Origin of the sequence: Dactylosporangium sp. NPDC050688 (assembly GCF_040654515.1) — a bacterium.
Taxonomy (GTDB): domain Bacteria; phylum Actinomycetota; class Actinomycetes; order Mycobacteriales; family Micromonosporaceae; genus Dactylosporangium.
This window is the reverse complement of the sequence record NZ_JBFAIC010000010.1, coordinates 2,030-18,809: the sequence shown is the minus strand read 5'-3', so window position 1 is coordinate 18,809 and position 16,780 is coordinate 2,030. Positions and strand designations below refer to the sequence as shown.

The window sequence follows — 16,780 nt, the reverse complement described above, 5'->3', positions numbered from 1 at the left end:
TGCGGGCGGCACGGCCGCTTCGGGCGGGCGTCAGGGCCGCTTCGGGTGGGCGTCACGGCGCTTCGGGTAGGCGTCAGGGCCGCGCCGGTCCGTGCAGCTCGGCGGCGGCCCTGGCCGCCTCCGGTGGCATCCGCAGCCGGTCGGCGTCCCGCGCGGCGCGGGCCCAGGCCCGCCGGGCGGCCCCGGTCCGGCCGCGCAGCGCGAGGTGCCGGCCCAGCACGAGCAGCGCCCGCGGGCGGGCCATCGGATACGTGCGGGCGTACCGGCGCAACCGCCGCACCGCGGTGGCCTCGACCGCGCGCAGGCCGGCGGGCACGTCACCACCGCCGCCGAGCAGGGCCTGGCACACCTCGGCGACCCCGGCGTGGGCGTCCAGGCCGTACTGCGCCCGCGCCGGTCGCGGGCCGAGGAGCCGGTCGGCGGTGCGCACCGCCTGCCACGCCTGCGCCCTGCGGCCGGCGGCCAGGTGCGCCCGGGCGGCGGCCGTGTGGAAACGGGCGGCGTCGACCGTGGCCGCGTGCGGCAGCAGCTCGGACGCCTCCAGCAGCCACCCGTCGAGCGCGGGGTCGGCCGGGTCGGCGCGCAGGGTCGCCTCGATGAGCAGCAGCAGGCCCCACAGGTGCACGACCGGGTCGCGGCGCTCGCGCCCGGACGCCACGCACTCGGCCGCGGCGGCGACCGCCTCGGCGTGCCGGCCGGTGAGGTGCTGGGCCACGCCGGCGACCAGGCGGACGTCGTCGGCCCAGCGGTGCAGCGGCGCGGCGGGCCGCGCCAGGGCCCGGGCGGCGGCGGCGTCGACCGCGGCCCAGTCGGCGACCCCGGTCCAGTGCAGGCCGCCGACGATGCCGACCCAGCAGGCGACGAGGGGTTCGCCGTGCCGCTCGACGGCCGCGACGGCCAGGGCGAGGTGGCGGCGGGCGAGGCGGCGCAGCCCGAGGCTGCCGGCGATCATGCCGAAGCCGGCGCGGGTCAGCGCGGTCAGGTCCGCGTCGCCGGACCGTTCCACGTCGTTGAGCCCCAGCAGCGAGACGGGCAGCATCAGCCGGTGCTCGTCGAGGACCCAGTACACCTCGTTGATCGCGAAACACGTGGCGGCGCGCTCCTGGTGGACCTCGCGGCGGCGCCCGCCGGCCGGGGCGGGGATGCCGGGGCGCAGGCGGCGGGCGAGCTGCACCGCGAGCATCGCGAGCAGGCCCGCGCCCGAGCCGGGGACCGGGGCGCCGAGCACGGCCAGCGCCCGTTCGAGCTCCTGCCGGGCCGCGGCGGCCGCACCGAGCTGCTGGTGGGCCTCGCCGAGCAGCCGGTGCCAGCGGCCGCGGTACAGGCCGGGCACGCCGGACCGGCGCAGCGCGGCCCCGATGACCGCCTGGGCCTCGCGGAACCAGCCGGCCCGCCGGTACACGGTCCACACCCGCCGAAGGTGGGCGTCGAGCGCGGCGGGGTCGGCGGTGGCGGTGAACCACTCGCCGGCGGCGCGCAGGTTCGCCGCGTCCAGCGCGGGCACGCCGGCCGGCTCGGCGGTGAGCAGCGCGTCGTAGTGCACGGCGTGGCGGCGGCGGGTCTCCGCCTCCTCGGCGGGGTCCTCGGCGAGCCGTCCGGCGGCGTACTGGCGCAGCAGCTCATGCATCGCGTACCGCCCGTCGGGCCCGGCGGTGATCAGTGACTGGTCGATGAGGCCGGCGAGCAGCGGCAGGCCGGCGTCCGCCACGGCCTCGGCGGCGGCCAGGTCGAAGCCGTGCTGCACCGACAGCCGGCGCAGGGCGCGGCGCTCCTCGTCGGTGAGCAGCCGCATGGACGCGTCGATCACCGAGCGGATGCTGCGGTGCCGGGGCTCCACGTCGGGTGCGCCGGTCTCCAGCAGTTCGAGGCCCTGGGCGAGCCGGTCGGCGATGACGCCCGGGGCGGCGGAGCGGACCCAGCGGGCGGCCAGCTCGATCGCCAGGGGCAGGCCGGCGACCAGGCGGCAGATCCGGGCGATGCCCTCGACGTCGGCCTCGACGCCCGGGCGCAGCAGCCGCGCCCGCTCCTGGAACAGCTGCACGGCCGCGTAGCCGGCCGCCGCGTCGCCCGCGCCGGCCGGCGGGTACGGCAGGCCGGGTACCTCGACGAGCCACTCCACGCCGAGGCCGAGCGGGCGGCGCGAGGTCGCCAGCAGCTGCACGCCCGGCGCCCCGCGCAGCAGCGCCGCGATCGGGGCGGCGGCGCCGGGCAGGTGCTCCAGGTTGTCCAGCACGAGCAGCAGCTCCCGCCCGCGGACGTGCTCGACGAGCAGGTCCAGGGGGTCGCGCGGCACGGTGAGGCCGACGCCGAACGCGGCGGCGAGGCCGGCGACCACGACGTCGGCGTCGGTGCCGGGACCGGTGCCGGCGAACGACACGAACACCACGCCGTGCCGGCGGCGGTCCCGCCGGGCGTCGGCGAGCTCGACGGCGAGGCGGGTCTTGCCGACACCGCCCGGCCCGATCAGCGTCGCCAGGCGGCACGCGGGGTCGTCGAGGAGCCGGTGCAGCCGGGTCAGCTCGGCGGCCCGGCCGATGAGGGCGGTCAGCGGCCGCGGCGGCGCGGGAGCCGGCGGTTGCGGGGGCACCGGCGGCGGGGCCTCGGCGGCACCGGCGATCTCGTCGCGCAGGGCGGTCGTCGCCGCCGACGGCTCGACCCCGAGCTCCTCACCGAGCAGGTACCGGCAGGTCTCGTACTGGGCGAGGGCGGCGGCGCGCTGCCCACCGGCGGCGAGGAACCACATGAGGGTGCGGTGCGCCTCCTCGTGCAGCCGGTCGACGTCGAGCATGCGGCGGGCGGCGTCGACGCCGGCGGCCGGGTCGGCCCGGTCGCGGGCCCACTGGACGGCGCGGTCCAGCAGCGCGAGCATGTCGGTGCGGGCCGCGGCCCGCCGCGCGGCCACCCAGTCGTCGAACAGCGCGGCGCCCGGCACGTCGAAGCCGTGCAGGAACTCGCCCCGGCACAGCCGCACGGCGGCGGCGTCGACATCGGGGGCGGTGACCGCGCGGGCGACCTCGACCGCGTCGACCCACACGGCGGTGACCGCGACGTGCTGCCTGGTCACCTGGAGGTGGTCGGGCACGACCCGGCGCAGTTTGGTCAGCACCAGGCGCAGGTTGGCCCGGGCGGTCGCCTCCGGCAGGTCGCTCCACAGCAGCCCGGCGAGGGCCGAGCGGGGGTGGGCGGTGCCGGTCACGGACAGGTAGATCAGCAGCGCCGCCGCCTTGACCGAGGCGAGGTCCGTCAATGGGTGCCCGCCCAGGGCAAGGTCGGCGCGGCCGAGCACATGCAGCGTGAGCCGCTGGTCCGTCATCGCCACCCGCCGTCGTCGGACAGCACCATATCGCGCGCGACGCCCCGCACACGACCGGAAAACGCTCCGCACACGCTCCCGCGCCTACGGTCCCGGCACGTACCGGGGACCCGAGTCGAAGGAGCCACCATGCCAGCCATCCCTGCCGTACCCGCCGGACTGCCCGAGGTGGAGGTCGGCGGCGCCGCCGTGCACCAGCTCGTCCTGCGGCACGCGGCCCGTCTCGGCGGCAAGCCGGCGCTGCTGGACGCCGCGACCGGCGACGTCATCACCTACGCCGCGCTCGCCCGCGGGGTCGGGCGGGTCGCCGCCGCGCTGGCCGCGCGCGGCTTCGGCCCGGGTGACGTCCTGGCCGTGCACAGCACGAACCGGCCCGACTACGCGCTGGCCGTGTACGGCGCGATGGCCGCCGGCGGCACCGTCACCGGCGCCGACCCGTCGCTGACCGCCGCGGAACTGGCCGCGCAGCTCGCCGACGCCGGCGCGCGGCTGCTGGTCACCGAGGCGCCGCTGCTGGAGCGGGCCGCCGAGGCGGCGCGGCGCGCGGGCGTCGAGGAGGTCCTGGTGTTCGGCGGCACGTTCGGCGCCCTGGTCGAGCACGACCACCCGCCGGCGACCGCCGTCGCCGACCCGGACGCCGACCTCGACCGCGCCGTCGCCGCGCTGCCGTACTCCAGCGGCACCAGCGGCCTGCCGAAGGGGGTCGAGCTCACCCACGCCGCCGTGGTCACCAACGTGCGGCAGGCCTTGGCGGTGCTCGACTTCACCGAGGACGACGTCGTGCTCGCGGTCGCGCCGTTCTGCCACGTCATCGGCCTCACCCTGCTGATGACGGGTGGTCTGGCGGCCGGGGCGACCGTGGTGACCCTGCCCCGCTTCGACCTCGAGGCGTTCCTGCGCGCGATCCAGGACCGGCGGGTGACGCTGACGATCGTGGTGCCGCCGGTGGTCCGGGCGCTGGCCGGGCACCCCCTCGTCGACCGTTTCAACCTGTCGTCGCTGCGCAACGTCGGGGTCGGCGCCGCACCGCTGGACGCGGCCACCGAGCAGCGCTGCGCGCAACGGCTCGGGTGCGGCGTCAGCCAGGGGCTGGGCATGACGGAGACCGCCGCCCTCATCGCCGTCGGCGACCCGCGGGCACCGCGGCGCGGATCGGTCGGCCGGCCGCTGCCCGGCACCGAGATCCGCGTCGTCGACCCGGGCAACGGCGCCGACCTCGGCGCCGGGCGGGCCGGTGAGCTGTGGGTCCGCGGTCCGCAGCTGATGCGCGGCTACCGCGGCCGGCCGCAGGAGACCGCGGCGACCCTCGACGCCGACGGCTGGCTGCACACCGGCGACCTGTGCCACGTCGACGACGACGGCAACGTCTACGTCGTCGACCGGCTCAAGGAGCTGATCAAGTACCGGGGCCACCAGGTGCCGCCGGTCGAGCTGGAGCAGCTGCTGTGCACGCACCCGGCGGTCGCCGACGCCGTCGTGGTGCCCCGGCCCGACCCGGACGCCGGGCAGGTGCCGGTCGCCCACGTGGTGCTGCGCTCGCCGGTGAGCGCCGAGGAGCTGCTGCGGTACGTGGCGGAGCGGGTCGCCCCGTTCAAGCGCCTCGCCGCGGTCGCCTTCATCCCGGCGGTCCCCCGCTCGCCGACGGGCAAGCCGCTGCGCCGGCTGCTCGCCGCGGCCGAACGGGCCCCCCGGTGACCGGCGCCGGGGCACGCGCCTGGGTGGTCAGCCTCGCCGCGACGGCGGTGTCGGCGTACGCGCTGGACGCCACCGCGACGACCGCCGGGGTGGCGCTGGTCGCCTCCGGCGTCCTCGGCGACCTCGGCCACCGGTGGGCGGTGGCGGTGCTCGTGGCCAGCTACGCGGTCTGGGCCTGGGGCCTGCGGGCGAACCTGCGCGCCAACCAGGCGCTGCTGGCGGCGACCGGGACCAGCACGAACGTGCTGTCGAAGGCGGCGCACGACCTCGCGCGCCGCTACGGCACCGGCCCGCGGGCGGCGCGGGTCGCGGCCGCCGCCGGGTACACCGCGACCGAGGTCGCCAAGGAGGTGCCCTACTACGCGGGTGCCTTCGGCGCGGCCGTGCTCACCGACCCGGTCACCGCGACCGGGGCCGTGCTGTTCCTGGCCGGGGCGAACCTCGGCGCCGCCGGCTACGAGTACGGCCTCGCCCGCCTCACCCGGACGTTCCTGCGGCGGCGCCGGTACGCGTCGTTCGACACGGACTGGGACCCGGCGGCGTACCTGGACGGCTACTACCGCACGGTCGAGCCGGACGAGGTCGCGACCATCGCGTTCCTGGTCGAGGCGCTGCGCGGCGCCGAACCCGACCGGCCGGTGCTGTTCTTCGGGGTCGGGCCGACCCTGCACCACGTGTTCGCGGCCGCCGAGACCGCCTCCGAGCTGCACCTCGGCGACTACCTGCCGGACAACCTGGCGCAGATCCGGCGGTGGCTGGACCGGGACCCGCGGGCCCACGACTGGCGGCCGTTCGTCCGGTACACCCTGCGCTGCGAGGGCAACGCCGAGCCCACCGACGACGAGGTCGCCGCGCGGGAGGAGCTCACCCGCAAGAAGATCACCGACCTGGTCGAGGTCGACGCGGGACGGCCCCGTCCGCTGCCGGACCGGTACGCGACCGTGGTCAGCGCCTACTGCGCCGACTCCGCGACCGCCGACCGCGCGACCTGGGCGCGGTTCATGCGGCACATCGGCGGGCTGGTCGAGCCCGGCGGGCTGTTCGTGACGGCGGCGCTGCGCCGCTGCCGCGGCTACACCGTCGCCGGCCGGTCGTTCCCGAGCGCCGACATCGACGAGCACGACCTGCGGGCGGTCCTGCGGCCGGACTTCACGCCGCCGGCGATCGAGGTCCGGCAGGTGCCACAGCAGGCGGCGCACGGCTACGGCGGCATCATCCTGTGCCACGCACGCCGCCGCTGACGCTCCGCACCGGCCCGCGGCCGCCGCCGGCTCAGCGCGGAGCGGCGCCCCCGGCTCAGCGCGGAGCGGCGCCGCCGGCTCAGCGCGGAGCGGCGCCCCCGGCTCAGCGCGGAGCGGCGCCCCCGGCTCAGCGCGGAGCGGCGCCCCCGGCTCAGCGCGGAGCGGCGCCGCCGTCGATGTCCAGGGTGGTGCCGGTGACGAACGCCGCCTCCGCCGAGGCCAGGTACACGGCGGCGGCGGCGACCTCGGCGGAGGTGCCGCCCCGGCCGGCCGGCAGCGCCGCCACGGTCGCCTCCCGGCGGGCCGGGGTGCTGAAGGTCGCGTGGAAGTCGGTGTCGCCGATGAACCCCGGGGCGAGCGCGTTGACGGTGATCCGGTCCGCGGCCAGCTCCTTCGCCAGGCCCTTGGTGAGGCCGATGATGCCGGCCTTCGCGGCGGCGTACGCGACCGCGCCGGTACTGCCGCCGGTGTGCGCGGCCAGCGACGCCATCGTGATGATCCGCCCCGAGCCGGCGGCGCGCAGGGCGGGCAGCGCCGCGCGGACGGTGCGGAACGTGGCCGTGAGGTTCACGTCGGTGACCCGCGCGAAGTGCTCGTCGCTCATCTCCCCCACGGCGACCCGGCCGACCAGGTGCCCGGCGTTGCAGACCAGGATGTCCAGGCCGCCGAGGTGCCCGGCCGTCTCGGCGAGGAGCCGGTCGACCTGCGCGGTGTCGGTCACGTCGGCCCGCACGGCGACCGCCCGGCGGCCCAGCGCGGCGATACGGTCCACCACGGCGGCGGCCCGGTCCGCCGAGCGCCCGTAGTGGACGACGACGTCCGCGCCGTGCTCGGCCAGTGCCACCGCGATCGCCGCGCCGATGCCGTGCCCGGCGCCGGTGACCAGCGCCCGCCGGCCCGTCAGGTCGAACATGCCGCCGTCCTTTCCTCGTCCCGTCCGGCCGGCGGGGAACCGGCCGGCGCTGGTGTGATTCTCCACGGTACGCACACCGCAGGGAGGTCACGGTCGATGCCCGTACTGCCACGCACGGCGCCGCTGGCCGGCGCGCTGCTGCTCGCCGCGTGCACCGCCACCGCGCCGGCGCCCGGCGCCACCGGCCCCGCCACCGCACCCGCCACGTCCCGGGCGGGGCGGGTGGCCGATCGTGACTGCGCCGGCCTGGTCAGCGTCGGGCTCGGCGACGACGCGTGGCGCGCGGCGCCGTCGGCCGGGCCGGCCGTGTTCGCCCCGCTCGACTACGCGTGGGGCGACCGGGCCGGCTTCACGGCCAGGGCCGCCGACGCGCAGGGCTGGCGCCGGTTCAAGGTCGCGATGCGGCTGCGCCCCGGTACCCCCGCCACCGTCACGGTCCCCGCGGCGCAGCGTGGGGTCGCCGCGCTCACGTACCGCAACGGCCTCGACGACACGGTCACCTTCGCCGCCTGCGGCGACACCGCGGACCCGCCCCCGGCGGCCGAGTTCGCCGGCGGTTTCGCCCTGCGCGAGGCCGCCTGCCTCGCCGTCGACGTCACCTGGCCGGGCGGCACCGCCCGGGTCGTGCTCGACTTCGGCAAGGGCGGCTGCTGAACCGCACCTCAACCGGCGTGCAGTGCCGCGCCCTCAGCGACCGCGGTCTCGGGCTGCTCCAGCGTCGTGGGGGCGACGCCGGTCACCCGGTGCAGGACGGTGGCGGCGAGCGGGATGCGGCTGGAGCCGCCGACGAGCAGGATCGCGGACGGCGCCGCCCCGCCGGCCGCCGCCTGCGCCGCCCGGGCCGCGGCCACCGTGCGGTCGATGACCGGGCGGGCCAGCACCTCGAACTGGTCCCGGGTGAGCACCGTGTCCCGGTCGTACAGCGGCACGTGGATGCTCGTCGAGCTCGACCGCGACAGCATCTCCTTCGCCGTGCGGATGTCCTCCCACAGCGTCCACCGCGCCCGGCGGTCGGTGGCGTCGACCGGATGCTGCAGCCGCTGCCACCGCTGCGGGTCCAGCACGGCGTACGCGGCGCCGACGTGCGCGACGAGCGCCGCGTCGACGTCCAGCCCGCCGGCGTCGGGCAGCCCTTCCGTCGAGGTGACGGTGAACCCGGCGGACGTCCCGTTCGATGCTCGGGTCAGCACGGTCGCATCGAAGGTGCCGCCGCCGAAGTCGTACACGAGGGACGGTGCCGCCGGCGGGCACGTCGACCGGGTGCACCCCGGTGAGGAACCCGGCGGCTGCGACGAGCTCGGCGACCACCGTCAGCGACGTCAGACCGGCCCGGACGGCGGCGGCGACGAGCAGTTCGCGCCGGCGCGGCCCCCCATGAGGCCGGGTGGGTGAGGGTGGCGGCCGGGGTCGCCCCGTCCAGGATGCGGCGGCTCTCGGCCACCACCCGGGTCAGCACCGCGGCGATGAGGTCGACGACGGGGTGCTCGACGCCGCCCAGCAGCACGGTCTGGTCGTCGATGCACCGCTTCGGCGAGGGCTCGAAGCGGTCGGGCGCGGTCTTGGCGAGGTGCAGCGCGTCCCGCCCGACGGCGAACGTGCCGTCCTCGGCCGCGAACACCGCCGACGGCAGCAGCGGCCGGCGAGCCATCGGCCGCCCGGCCCTGCGCCGCCGCACCATGGTCGCCCGGCCGGCGCCGGACGGGCGGGGTGTGGCCAGCAGCGCGGCCACGTCCTCGCGGCTGGCGGCCCGGCGAGGGGTGGGCAGCTCCGCGACACCCCGTGTTCACCGGCTGTTCAGCCGCGACAGGCAACCGGCCGATGAGTTGGTGCGCAAGGGTGTGCGCGTTTCGTACAGTGCCCAGTGTGAGGGGTACCGAGGCATCCGCGGCACTGCCGGACGGCGTCGAGCTGTACTCGCTGACGGCGGACGGCACGGCGCTGCTGACGTCCCGGACCGGCCGCGGCGACCTGCTCGACCCCGCGGCGCTGCTGCCGTTCATCGACAGCGGGCAGCACGCCCGGTACCTCGTCGGTGACGCGCTGACGTCGCCGGAGCGGCCGAGCAACGCCACGTACAAGCTCGGGCTGATGCGCGGGCACAGCGCGTTCACCCCGCACGCGCACGGCGGCGAGCACTTCGTGCTGAGCCTCGGCTACGCGGCGTGCGGCCTGTACGACGAGCAGCGGCAGGAGGCGGTGACGGTCCGCCTCACCCCCGGCGTCATGATCCGCATCCCGGCGCTGCTGCCGCACTCGTTCGCCAACCGGGGCGCGGGCCGGCTGCTGATCCTCGCCGCCAACACCGGCTTCGGCATCGACCACGAGGACTACGCGATCACCGCCGAGGAGGCCGAGCGGCGGGCGGCGGGCGAGCCCGCAGGCGCCGAGCTGGACTACCCGGCGCTGGCCAAGGCGTTGCACGCGGTCGGCTCGGCGCCGTCACCGGGCGGGATGACCTGGCGGGAGCGGGTGGCGCAGGCCGCCCGCCGGCTCGCCGTGAGCCTGGAGGGACCGGCATGATCTGCCCGCACTGCACCGCGAACCTCAAACGCAAGGAGCGCACCGGCTCGCGGTGCGGCACGTGCAAGAAGCCGTTCGTGTTCGAGCCGAAGGACAACCCGCTCGCCCTGCACGACGTCAAGGTCCGCCGCCTCACCGCGAAGCTGTCCGAGGGCGGGCACTGGTACACCACGACGCAGCTGTGGTACGCGGCCGCCCGCAAGACGAACAAGGCCGCCAGCAACGGCACCGCCGGGTGCGGGATCGTGGTGCCGATCCTCATCGGCGGGGTGCTGCTCGCCGTCGGCCTGTTCGGCGACGTCACAGCGCTCGCCGTGGTCGGCGTCGTGCTGCTGCTCATCAGTGCGACCGTCATCGCGCTGCGGCTGGCCGGCGTCATCAAGCGCGAGGTCGCCGTGAAGATGCCGCTGCAGCAGTTCCGCAAGGAGATCCTCGGCGGCTGGAGCAGGGTCTACGGCCAACCGCCCGGCGGCATCGTCGACGAGCCCAACGTGCGGCCCGGCCCGCCGCCGGCCCAGCCGGCGTTCGCGATCCTCTGCCCCGACCCGGCGGTGCTCGCGTGCCTGCGGATCAACGAGGTCGAGCGCCGGTTCAACGCGGCCCTCGCCGCGAACGTCGCCGGGCTGCCGCCCGCGACCCCGGTCGCGGTGCTGCGCGACGCCAGCGTCGACGGCGAGATCTTCCTGGCCACCGCCCGGCACGAGCTGTCCGGCCGGCGGGTCGTGGACCTGGGCCTGCGCCCCCGCACGGTGCTCGCCGCGAAGGACCCGTTCAAGCTGCGCACCAAGGCCCGCGACCCGCAGCGGGTCGCCTGGCTCAAGAGCCACACCGACCTCAGCCCGCGGGAGCTGGAGTGGCTCGGGGACGGCTGGTCCTCCCCCGTCGCGGCGCTGCGCCCCGCGCAACTGCTCACCCGCGTGCAGAAGGTCGCCACCCACTTCGGCGGCGCCGGCGACCCCGCCCGCCGCGCCGCGGCCGCGATCGGCTTCATGACCTGGCCCGCGGCATGAGCGGCCCGCAGCGCAGCGGAGGGCTGCGAATCAGCAGCTCAGGGTGGAGCTCAGGCCGACGCTGGAGCGCAGCGGAGGCGGCGGCATGACCATTCTGGACCGGGCGGTGGCGGCGGCGGTCGTACGGGCCGGGGCGCCGGGGCGGATCCGGTTCACCCGGCGGCAGCTGTACTACGAGGTGTGCCGCGGGCTGCTGCCGGTACACCGGCTGCCGCGCAATCTCAGGTTCACGCTGCCGGCACCGGTCGGCCACGCACGGTTCCTCGCCGCCCTGGAGCGGCACGGCCCGGTGCCCGGCCTGCTGGCGGAGCCTGCTGAGGGCCCCGCCGAGCGGCGCACCGCGCCCCGGGACGACGTGCCCGACCTGTACGACTACGGGCTGCCCCGGCTGCTCGTCTGCCAGGACCCGGCGATCACCGGGATGCTGCTGGCCAACGAGCTGCACATGGAGTCGGCGTGCCCGGTGTTCGCGCTGCGTGACCTGCCGCTCGACCCGCGGCTGACCGAGGCGCTGCGGCGCACCGGCGACGCCGTCGTGTACGTGCTGCACGACGCCTCCCGGTCCGGGTACGCGGCCGTCGAGGACGTCCGCGCGTGGGCCGGCGACCTGCGCGTGCACCCGCTGGGGCTGCGCCCGGTGCACGCCGCCGCGCTGCACCTGACCACCGGTCCCCGCGACCGGTCCACCGCCGCCGGGACGGCGCCGGCCGGGCTGGAACCGTGGGAGCTGCGGTGGCTGCGGGCCGGTCGCGGCGTCGAGGTCGCCGCGGTCAACCCGGCCCGGCTGCTGCGCACCGTGCACCGCCTGGTCCGCGGCCAGACCCGGCACCGCCGCAGGACCGCCCGCCTGCGCCAGCTGCAGGCCACCGGGTTCATGACTTGGCCGGCCGCATGACAGGAGTGCTGTGAGCCAGTACCGCGAAGTCCAGTACACCGATCAGCTGCTCAGCGACCGCAGCGTCCACCGCCGCTTCGCCGACGGCCGTGAGGAGTGGCGGCGCCGCTCCGGTGACCGGCACGTGCAGTGGCAGGACAACTCGGGGCGCAGCGGCGTCGACGAGGTCCTCGGCAACCGCATCATCAAGCGCACGTACACCACCGGGCAGGTCGTGTACGGCCGCGACCAGGGCTACGGCCGCACCGCGTGGGGCGACGGGACGCTGACGGTGAACCGGACGTCGTTCGGCGGCCGCACCGGCGCGATCCTCGCCGCGGTCGGCGCCGGGGCGCTGCTCGGCGCGATCGTCGCGCCGCCGCTGATGCTGTCGGAGTTCGAGGAGGAGGAGCTGCGCCGGCAGGCCCAGCAGCAACAGCAGTCCAGCAGCGACGGCGGTGGCGACGACGGCGGTGGCGACGACGACGGCAGCTGGTCCGACGACAGCGACGGCGACGGCGGCTCCGACGACGACTTCGGCTGAGCCCTCTGCCCACCGGAGCCCTCTCATGATCCCGAATGGTTCCGGTAGCCAGGGCGACCGCAACCGTTCGGGATCATGAGATCAGGAGGAGGAGTCGTGCCACGCATCGCAGCGACGCTGGGCGGCGGCCCGCAGGCCCTGACCGGCCTCGGCGCCCGGCCCGTGGCGCAGGTCGGCGCCGCCGCCCTCGGCGTCGTCGACGGCGAGCCCGGCTTCGCCGAAGGCCCGTTCACCGCCGGTGACCTGCGCGCCGCCGGTGAGGTCGTGCTGCACAACCGGGCCGAGCTGCTCGCCGCCCTCGCCCGGGCCGGCGACCCGGCGCCACCTGACGTCCCCGACGGTGCGCTGCTGCTGCGGCTGTACGCCCGCCTCGGCGCCGACGGGATCCGCGCCGCCGACGGGATGTTCGTGCTGGCCGTCGCCGACGGCGCGGACCTGGTCCTGATCCGTGACCACGTCGGCGCCCGCACCGTCTTCCACGCCCGGTCGGGCACCGGCGGCGGCTGGGCGGCGTCGACGTCGCTGCGGGCGCTGCGGCACTGGCCGGCGCTGGACACCGGGCTGAACCTCGCCGCGGTCCGTTCCTTCCTCACGTTCGCGTACCTGCCCGGCGACGAGACGCTGCTGCGCGGCGTGCACGAGGTGCTGCCCGGCAGGATCGTGCGGCTGCGCGCCGACGGCACCGTCGAGGAGCAGGTGTTCTGGGAGGCGACCGAGGCCGTCGACGACACCGCCGACGCCGCGTCGCACGCCGCGGCCCTGCGGGCGCTGCTGGAGCGGGCGACGAGCCTGCGGCTGCCGGCCGCCGAGCCTGCCGCGGTGCTGCTGTCCGGCGGCGTCGACAGCAGCCTGGTCACCGCGCTCGCGGCGAAGCTGCACGACCAGGAGGTCCGCACGTACTCCATCAGCTTCGGCCACGACCTGCCCAACGAGCTGGCGTACTCGGGGCTGGTCGCGACCCACTGCAACACCCGTCACCAGGTGCTCAACGTCTCCGGCGAGCAGGTCGCGGCGCGGCTCGCGGACACCGTCGCGCTGCTGGACAGCCCTGTCGGCGACCCGCTCACGGTGCCGAACCTCATGCTCGCCGAGGCCGTCGCCGGCGACGGGATGCGGGTCGTGCTCAACGGCGAGGGCGGCGACCCCGTGTTCGGCGGGCCGAAGAACCTGCCGATGCTGCTGTACGAGCTGCACCGCGACGACCCGTCCCCGGACGCCCGGGCGCTGGCGTACCTGCGCTCCTACCGCAAGTGCTACGCGGACCTGCCGGCGCTGCTGACCGCGGACACCCTGCGCGCCCTGCACGACGCGCCGGGCCCGGAGCGGTTCGTCGCGCCGTACCTGTCGCCCGGCACGATGCGGTCGCACCTGAACCGGCTGCTGCACTGCAACCTGCGCACCAAGGGCGCGCACCACATCCTGACGAAGGTGGAGCGGCTCACCGCGGCGCGCGGGCTGCAGGGCCGGGCCCCGCTGTTCGACCGGCAGGTCATCGACCACGCGTTCACCGTCCCGCCGCGGCTGAAGCTGGCCGGCACCGACGAGAAATGGATCCTCAAGGAGGCGGTGCGCGACCTGCTGCCGGCGACCATCATCGACCGGCCGAAGAGCGGCATGCGGGTGCCGGTGCAGCAGTGGCTGAGCGGGCCGCTGCGGGAGCTCGCCGACGACGTGCTGCTCGGCAGCCGCACCAGCGGCCTGTTCGACCCGGCGACGATCCGGGCCTGGCTGCGCGGCGAGGGCGCGCTGCTGCCCCGGCAGGGCGGCAAGGTGTGGCTGGTGCTGACGCTCGAGCTGTGGCTGCGTGCCTACGATGTGGCGTGAGCGGCCAGCGGAGCGGCTCGGGCCGCGAACCAGGGGCTCAGCTGGAGCCGGCGCCGGAGCGCAGCGGAGGAGACGGCGTGAGTACCTATCTTGAGCTGACCGACCCGCGCACCGGCCTGGTCCGCACCCGGCTGCGGCCCGGCGGCCCCGCCGAGGTGGCGGCCGCGGTCGGCGCCGCCCGTTCGGCGCTGCCCGGCTGGGCCGGCCTGACCGCCAAGGAGCGGTCGCACCGCCTGCTCGCGCTCGTCGCACTCATCGAGCAGCAGCTGGAGGTGTACGTCCAGCGCGAGGTCGCCGGCACCGGAAAGTCCACAGTGGACGCCCGGGCGGAGGTGCTGAACTCCGCCGACGTGCTGCGCTTCTACGCCGGGGCAGTCCGCGCCGACCTCACCCCCGCCGCCGGGCACCGGCTGCCGGGCCGGGAGAGCTGGGTGCGGTGGGAGCCGCTCGGGGTGGTGGCGGCGATCGTACCGTGGAACTATCCGCTGCTCATGGCGGCGTGGCGGCTCGGACCGGCGCTCGCCGCCGGCAACACGGTCGTGCTCAAGCCCGCCGAAACCACCCCGGACACCGCGCAGCTGCTCGCCGGGCACGCCGCGGACACGCTCGGCCCCGGCGTGCTGGTGGCGCTGCCCGGCGACCGCGACACCGGGCGGCTGCTCGTCGGCGCCGAGGTCGACGCGGTCGCGTTCACCGGCAGCCAGGCCGGCGGCCTCGACGTCGCCGCCCGGGCCGGGCTGCGCCGGGTCAGCCTGGAGCTCGGCGGCAACTGCGCCGCGGTCGTGCTGCCCGACGCGCCCGAGGACACCTACGACGCGCTCGTCGGGGCGTGCACGTACAACGCCGGGCAGTCCTGCGCGGCGCCGGCCCGGGTCATCACCCTGCGCTCCCACGTGGACGAGACCGTCGAGCGGCTCGCCGCGGCGATGGCGGCCCGCCGCGCCGGCCCCGACTTCGGCCCGCTGAACAACGCCGACCAGGTCGCCCGGTTCGACGCGATCGTGGCCGGCTCCCGCGCCGGAGTCCGCCGCAGCGGCGACGTGGCCGTCGGCGACGGCGAGGCCGGCGGGTTCTGGCGGGCCGGGCTGATCCTCGCCGACCTGCCGCCGGACGACCCGGCGGTGACCCGGGAGATGTTCGGCCCGGCGCTCACCGTCCAGGCCGCCGACGACCTCGACGGGGTGGTCGCCCTGGCCAACTCGGTGCCGCAGGCGCTCGCCGCGAGCGTGTGGGGCACCGCCGTCGGCACGTCGCTGCGCGTCGCCGGGCAGCTCGACTGCGGCGAGGTCTGGGTCAACTGCCACCTGGAGCAGACCGCCGAGCTGCCGCACGGTGGCCGCCGCGGCTCCGGGCACGGCACCGACCTCAGCGTCCTGGCGCTCACCGAGTACCAGCGCCCGAAGACAGTCACGGTCCGCCTGGACTGACCTTCCGGGCGAGGAACACGTACTCCAGGCCCGGCCGGTCCGGAGCGTCGCGGACCTCCTCGACGGCGAAGCCGGCGGCGGCGAAGGACCGTTCGAGCTCCGGGCGGTCCCGGAAGCGCAGCGTCGAGTCCGAGCGCAGCCGGGTTCCGTCGTCGAAGGTGTACGTGTACCGGAACGACACGAACGGCAGCGCCACCTCGGTCACCTCCCGGCGCCGCTCGACGACCCCGGCACCGGGCACGTCGCGCACCACCGGGCCGGTGTCGGCGGCCCACTCCTCCCAGGCGCGGCGGTGCGGGCGGCGGGTCTCGAACACGAAGACGCCGCCGTCGCGCAGCGCGCCGTGGATGCCGCGCAGCGTGGCGGCCCAGTCCTCGCCGGTGAGGAACACCTGCGCGACGTTGCCGGTCATGGTCGCCAGGTCCGGCGAGCCGGGCTTGGCGGGCGGGCCGGGCAGGATCGGCGGGCCGGGCAGGATCGGCGGGCCGGGCAGGATCGGCGGGCCGGGCAGGATCGGCGGGCCGGGCAGGATCGCCAGGTCCGGCAGGGTCGTGGCGTCGCCGTGGATCCAGGTGACGCGGTCGGCGCCGGGCTTGGCGCGGGCCACGTCCAGCGACGCGGCGGCGGGGTCGACGCCGGTCACCCGCAGGCCCGACCCGGCCAGCCGGACGGCGAGGCACCCGGTGCCGCAGCCGACGTCGAGCACGTGCCCGGCACGGAACTCCTCGGCGATGCCGGCGTACAGGTCCAGGTCGCCGCGCTCACCGTCGAACGCGTCGTAGACCGCCGCGAGCCGCGGATGGTCGAAGATCGCGTCGGGCACGGTGACACGGTACCGGGATGTGGCACGATCGGCCGTATGACCAGCCAGCCCGCCACCGCGCAGCACCTGCGTGACCTGGCCCGGCTGCGCCGCGTCCGGGACCGCATCGACCGGGACCACGCGCAGCCGCTCGACGTCGAGGAGCTCGCCCGGGGCGTGCACATGTCCGCCGGGCACTTCAGCCGGGCGTTCCGGGCCGCGTACGGGGAGTCGCCGTACCAGTACCTGATGACCCGCCGCATCGAGCGGGCCATGACGTTGCTGCGCCGCGGCGACCTCACCGTCACCGAGGTGTGCTTCGCCGTCGGCTGCTCGTCGCTGGGCACCTTCAGCACCCGCTTCACCGAGCTCGTCGGGATGCCGCCCAGCGCGTACCGGGCCCGCGCGGCGGACGCGACGGCCGGCCTGCCGCCGTGCGTCGCCAAACGGGTCACCAGGCCGGTCAGGACGCCGGTCGCCGCTGCGGTCACGACGCCGGTCGCCGCTTCGGTCGCCGCTTTGGTCACGACGCCGGTCGCCGCTTCGGTCGCCGCTTTGGTCACGACGCCGGTCGCCGCTTCGGTCGCCGCTTTGGTCACGACGCCGGTCGCCGCTTC

General features: G+C 76.7%; 14 protein-coding genes and 1 pseudogene. 10 read left to right on the top strand and 5 right to left on the bottom strand.

Annotated elements, in window-relative coordinates; all coding sequences use genetic code 11:
- Positions 1 to 73 precede the first annotated feature (73 nt).
- A complete protein-coding gene (locus tag AB0H83_RS12170) occupies positions 74 to 3,313 on the bottom strand; it encodes a BTAD domain-containing putative transcriptional regulator (protein WP_360091690.1) in 3,240 nt (1,079 codons plus the stop codon).
- Positions 3,314 to 3,442: 129 nt separating this feature from the next.
- Here AB0H83_RS12170 and AB0H83_RS12165 point away from each other — a divergent pair, with 129 nt between their 5' ends.
- Positions 3,443 to 5,008, top strand: coding sequence for an AMP-binding protein (locus tag AB0H83_RS12165; protein ID WP_360091119.1), 1,566 nt, complete (start codon positions 3,443 to 3,445; stop codon positions 5,006 to 5,008).
- Complete coding sequence (gntF, locus tag AB0H83_RS12160; protein WP_360091116.1) at positions 5,005 to 6,249, top strand: guanitoxin biosynthesis pre-guanitoxin forming N-methyltransferase GntF; 1,245 nt, start codon at positions 5,005 to 5,007, stop codon at positions 6,247 to 6,249. The genes AB0H83_RS12165 and gntF overlap by 4 nt, the downstream gene beginning before the upstream one ends.
- Positions 6,250 to 6,400: 151 nt before the next feature.
- Here gntF and fabG read toward each other — a convergent pair whose 3' ends face one another.
- Positions 6,401 to 7,162, bottom strand: a complete 762-nt coding sequence (gene fabG / locus AB0H83_RS12155; protein ID WP_360091113.1) for a 3-oxoacyl-ACP reductase FabG — start codon at positions 7,160 to 7,162, stop codon at positions 6,401 to 6,403.
- A gap of 96 nt (positions 7,163 to 7,258) precedes the next feature.
- Between fabG and AB0H83_RS12150 the strand changes: the two genes are divergently transcribed.
- The gene (locus AB0H83_RS12150) at positions 7,259 to 7,816 is read left to right on the top strand and encodes a hypothetical protein (protein WP_360091110.1); all 558 of its coding nucleotides are present in this window, start codon (positions 7,259 to 7,261) and stop codon (positions 7,814 to 7,816) included.
- An 8-nt stretch (positions 7,817 to 7,824) separates the two neighbouring features.
- Here AB0H83_RS12150 and AB0H83_RS12145 read toward each other — a convergent pair whose 3' ends face one another.
- Both AB0H83_RS12145 and AB0H83_RS12140 read right to left on the bottom strand, forming a co-directional pair.
- Complete coding sequence (locus AB0H83_RS12145) at positions 7,825 to 8,352, bottom strand: Hsp70 family protein (protein ID WP_360091107.1); 528 nt, start codon at positions 8,350 to 8,352, stop codon at positions 7,825 to 7,827.
- The gene (locus AB0H83_RS12140) at positions 8,346 to 8,891 is read right to left on the bottom strand and encodes a hypothetical protein (RefSeq protein ID WP_360091104.1); all 546 of its coding nucleotides are present in this window, start codon (positions 8,889 to 8,891) and stop codon (positions 8,346 to 8,348) included. The genes AB0H83_RS12145 and AB0H83_RS12140 overlap by 7 nt, the downstream gene beginning before the upstream one ends.
- Positions 8,892 to 9,025: 134 nt before the next feature.
- Between AB0H83_RS12140 and AB0H83_RS12135 the strand changes: the two genes are divergently transcribed.
- From AB0H83_RS12135 to AB0H83_RS12110, 6 genes are all read left to right on the top strand, one after another.
- On the top strand, positions 9,026 to 9,682 hold the full coding sequence (locus AB0H83_RS12135; protein ID WP_360091101.1) for a hypothetical protein: 657 nt from the start codon (positions 9,026 to 9,028) through the stop codon (positions 9,680 to 9,682).
- Positions 9,679 to 10,692, top strand: coding sequence for a hypothetical protein (locus AB0H83_RS12130; protein ID WP_360091098.1), 1,014 nt, complete (start codon positions 9,679 to 9,681; stop codon positions 10,690 to 10,692). The genes AB0H83_RS12135 and AB0H83_RS12130 overlap by 4 nt, the downstream gene beginning before the upstream one ends.
- Before the next feature lie 85 nt (positions 10,693 to 10,777).
- Entirely contained in the window at positions 10,778 to 11,587 is an 810-nt protein-coding gene (locus AB0H83_RS12125) for a hypothetical protein (RefSeq protein WP_360091095.1), read from the top strand.
- 10 nt (positions 11,588 to 11,597) lie between these two features.
- Positions 11,598 to 12,110: a hypothetical protein gene (locus AB0H83_RS12120; RefSeq protein ID WP_360091092.1), complete on the top strand. Its 513-nt coding sequence runs from the start codon at positions 11,598 to 11,600 to the stop codon at positions 12,108 to 12,110.
- A 96-nt stretch (positions 12,111 to 12,206) separates the two neighbouring features.
- Positions 12,207 to 13,934, top strand: coding sequence for an asparagine synthase C-terminal domain-containing protein (locus AB0H83_RS12115; protein ID WP_360091089.1), 1,728 nt, complete (start codon positions 12,207 to 12,209; stop codon positions 13,932 to 13,934).
- A 77-nt stretch (positions 13,935 to 14,011) separates the two neighbouring features.
- On the top strand, positions 14,012 to 15,361 hold the full coding sequence (locus AB0H83_RS12110) for an aldehyde dehydrogenase family protein (protein ID WP_360091086.1): 1,350 nt from the start codon (positions 14,012 to 14,014) through the stop codon (positions 15,359 to 15,361).
- Here AB0H83_RS12110 and AB0H83_RS12105 read toward each other — a convergent pair.
- Complete coding sequence (locus AB0H83_RS12105; protein WP_360091083.1) at positions 15,342 to 16,184, bottom strand: class I SAM-dependent methyltransferase; 843 nt, start codon at positions 16,182 to 16,184, stop codon at positions 15,342 to 15,344. The genes AB0H83_RS12110 and AB0H83_RS12105 overlap by 20 nt on opposite strands.
- Positions 16,185 to 16,220: 36 nt before the next feature.
- Here AB0H83_RS12105 and AB0H83_RS12100 point away from each other — a divergent pair.
- Positions 16,221 to 16,634 (top strand): annotated as a pseudogene (locus AB0H83_RS12100) (helix-turn-helix transcriptional regulator); the annotation flags it as partial.
- Between the last annotated feature and the right edge of the window lie 146 nt (positions 16,635 to 16,780).

Excerpts from the sequence above, each read along its gene's own strand:
- AB0H83_RS12170 (WP_360091690.1), bottom strand. The coding sequence starts at position 3,313 with ATGACGGACCAGCGGCTCACGCTGCATGTGCTCGGCCGCGCCGACCTT.
- AB0H83_RS12130 (WP_360091098.1), top strand. The coding sequence starts at position 9,679 with ATGATCTGCCCGCACTGCACCGCGAACCTCAAACGCAAGGAGCGCACC.
- AB0H83_RS12150 (WP_360091110.1), top strand. The coding sequence starts at position 7,259 with ATGCCCGTACTGCCACGCACGGCGCCGCTGGCCGGCGCGCTGCTGCTC.
- AB0H83_RS12165 (WP_360091119.1), top strand. The coding sequence starts at position 3,443 with ATGCCAGCCATCCCTGCCGTACCCGCCGGACTGCCCGAGGTGGAGGTC.
- AB0H83_RS12125 (WP_360091095.1), top strand. The coding sequence starts at position 10,778 with ATGACCATTCTGGACCGGGCGGTGGCGGCGGCGGTCGTACGGGCCGGG.
- fabG (WP_360091113.1), bottom strand. The coding sequence starts at position 7,162 with ATGTTCGACCTGACGGGCCGGCGGGCGCTGGTCACCGGCGCCGGGCAC.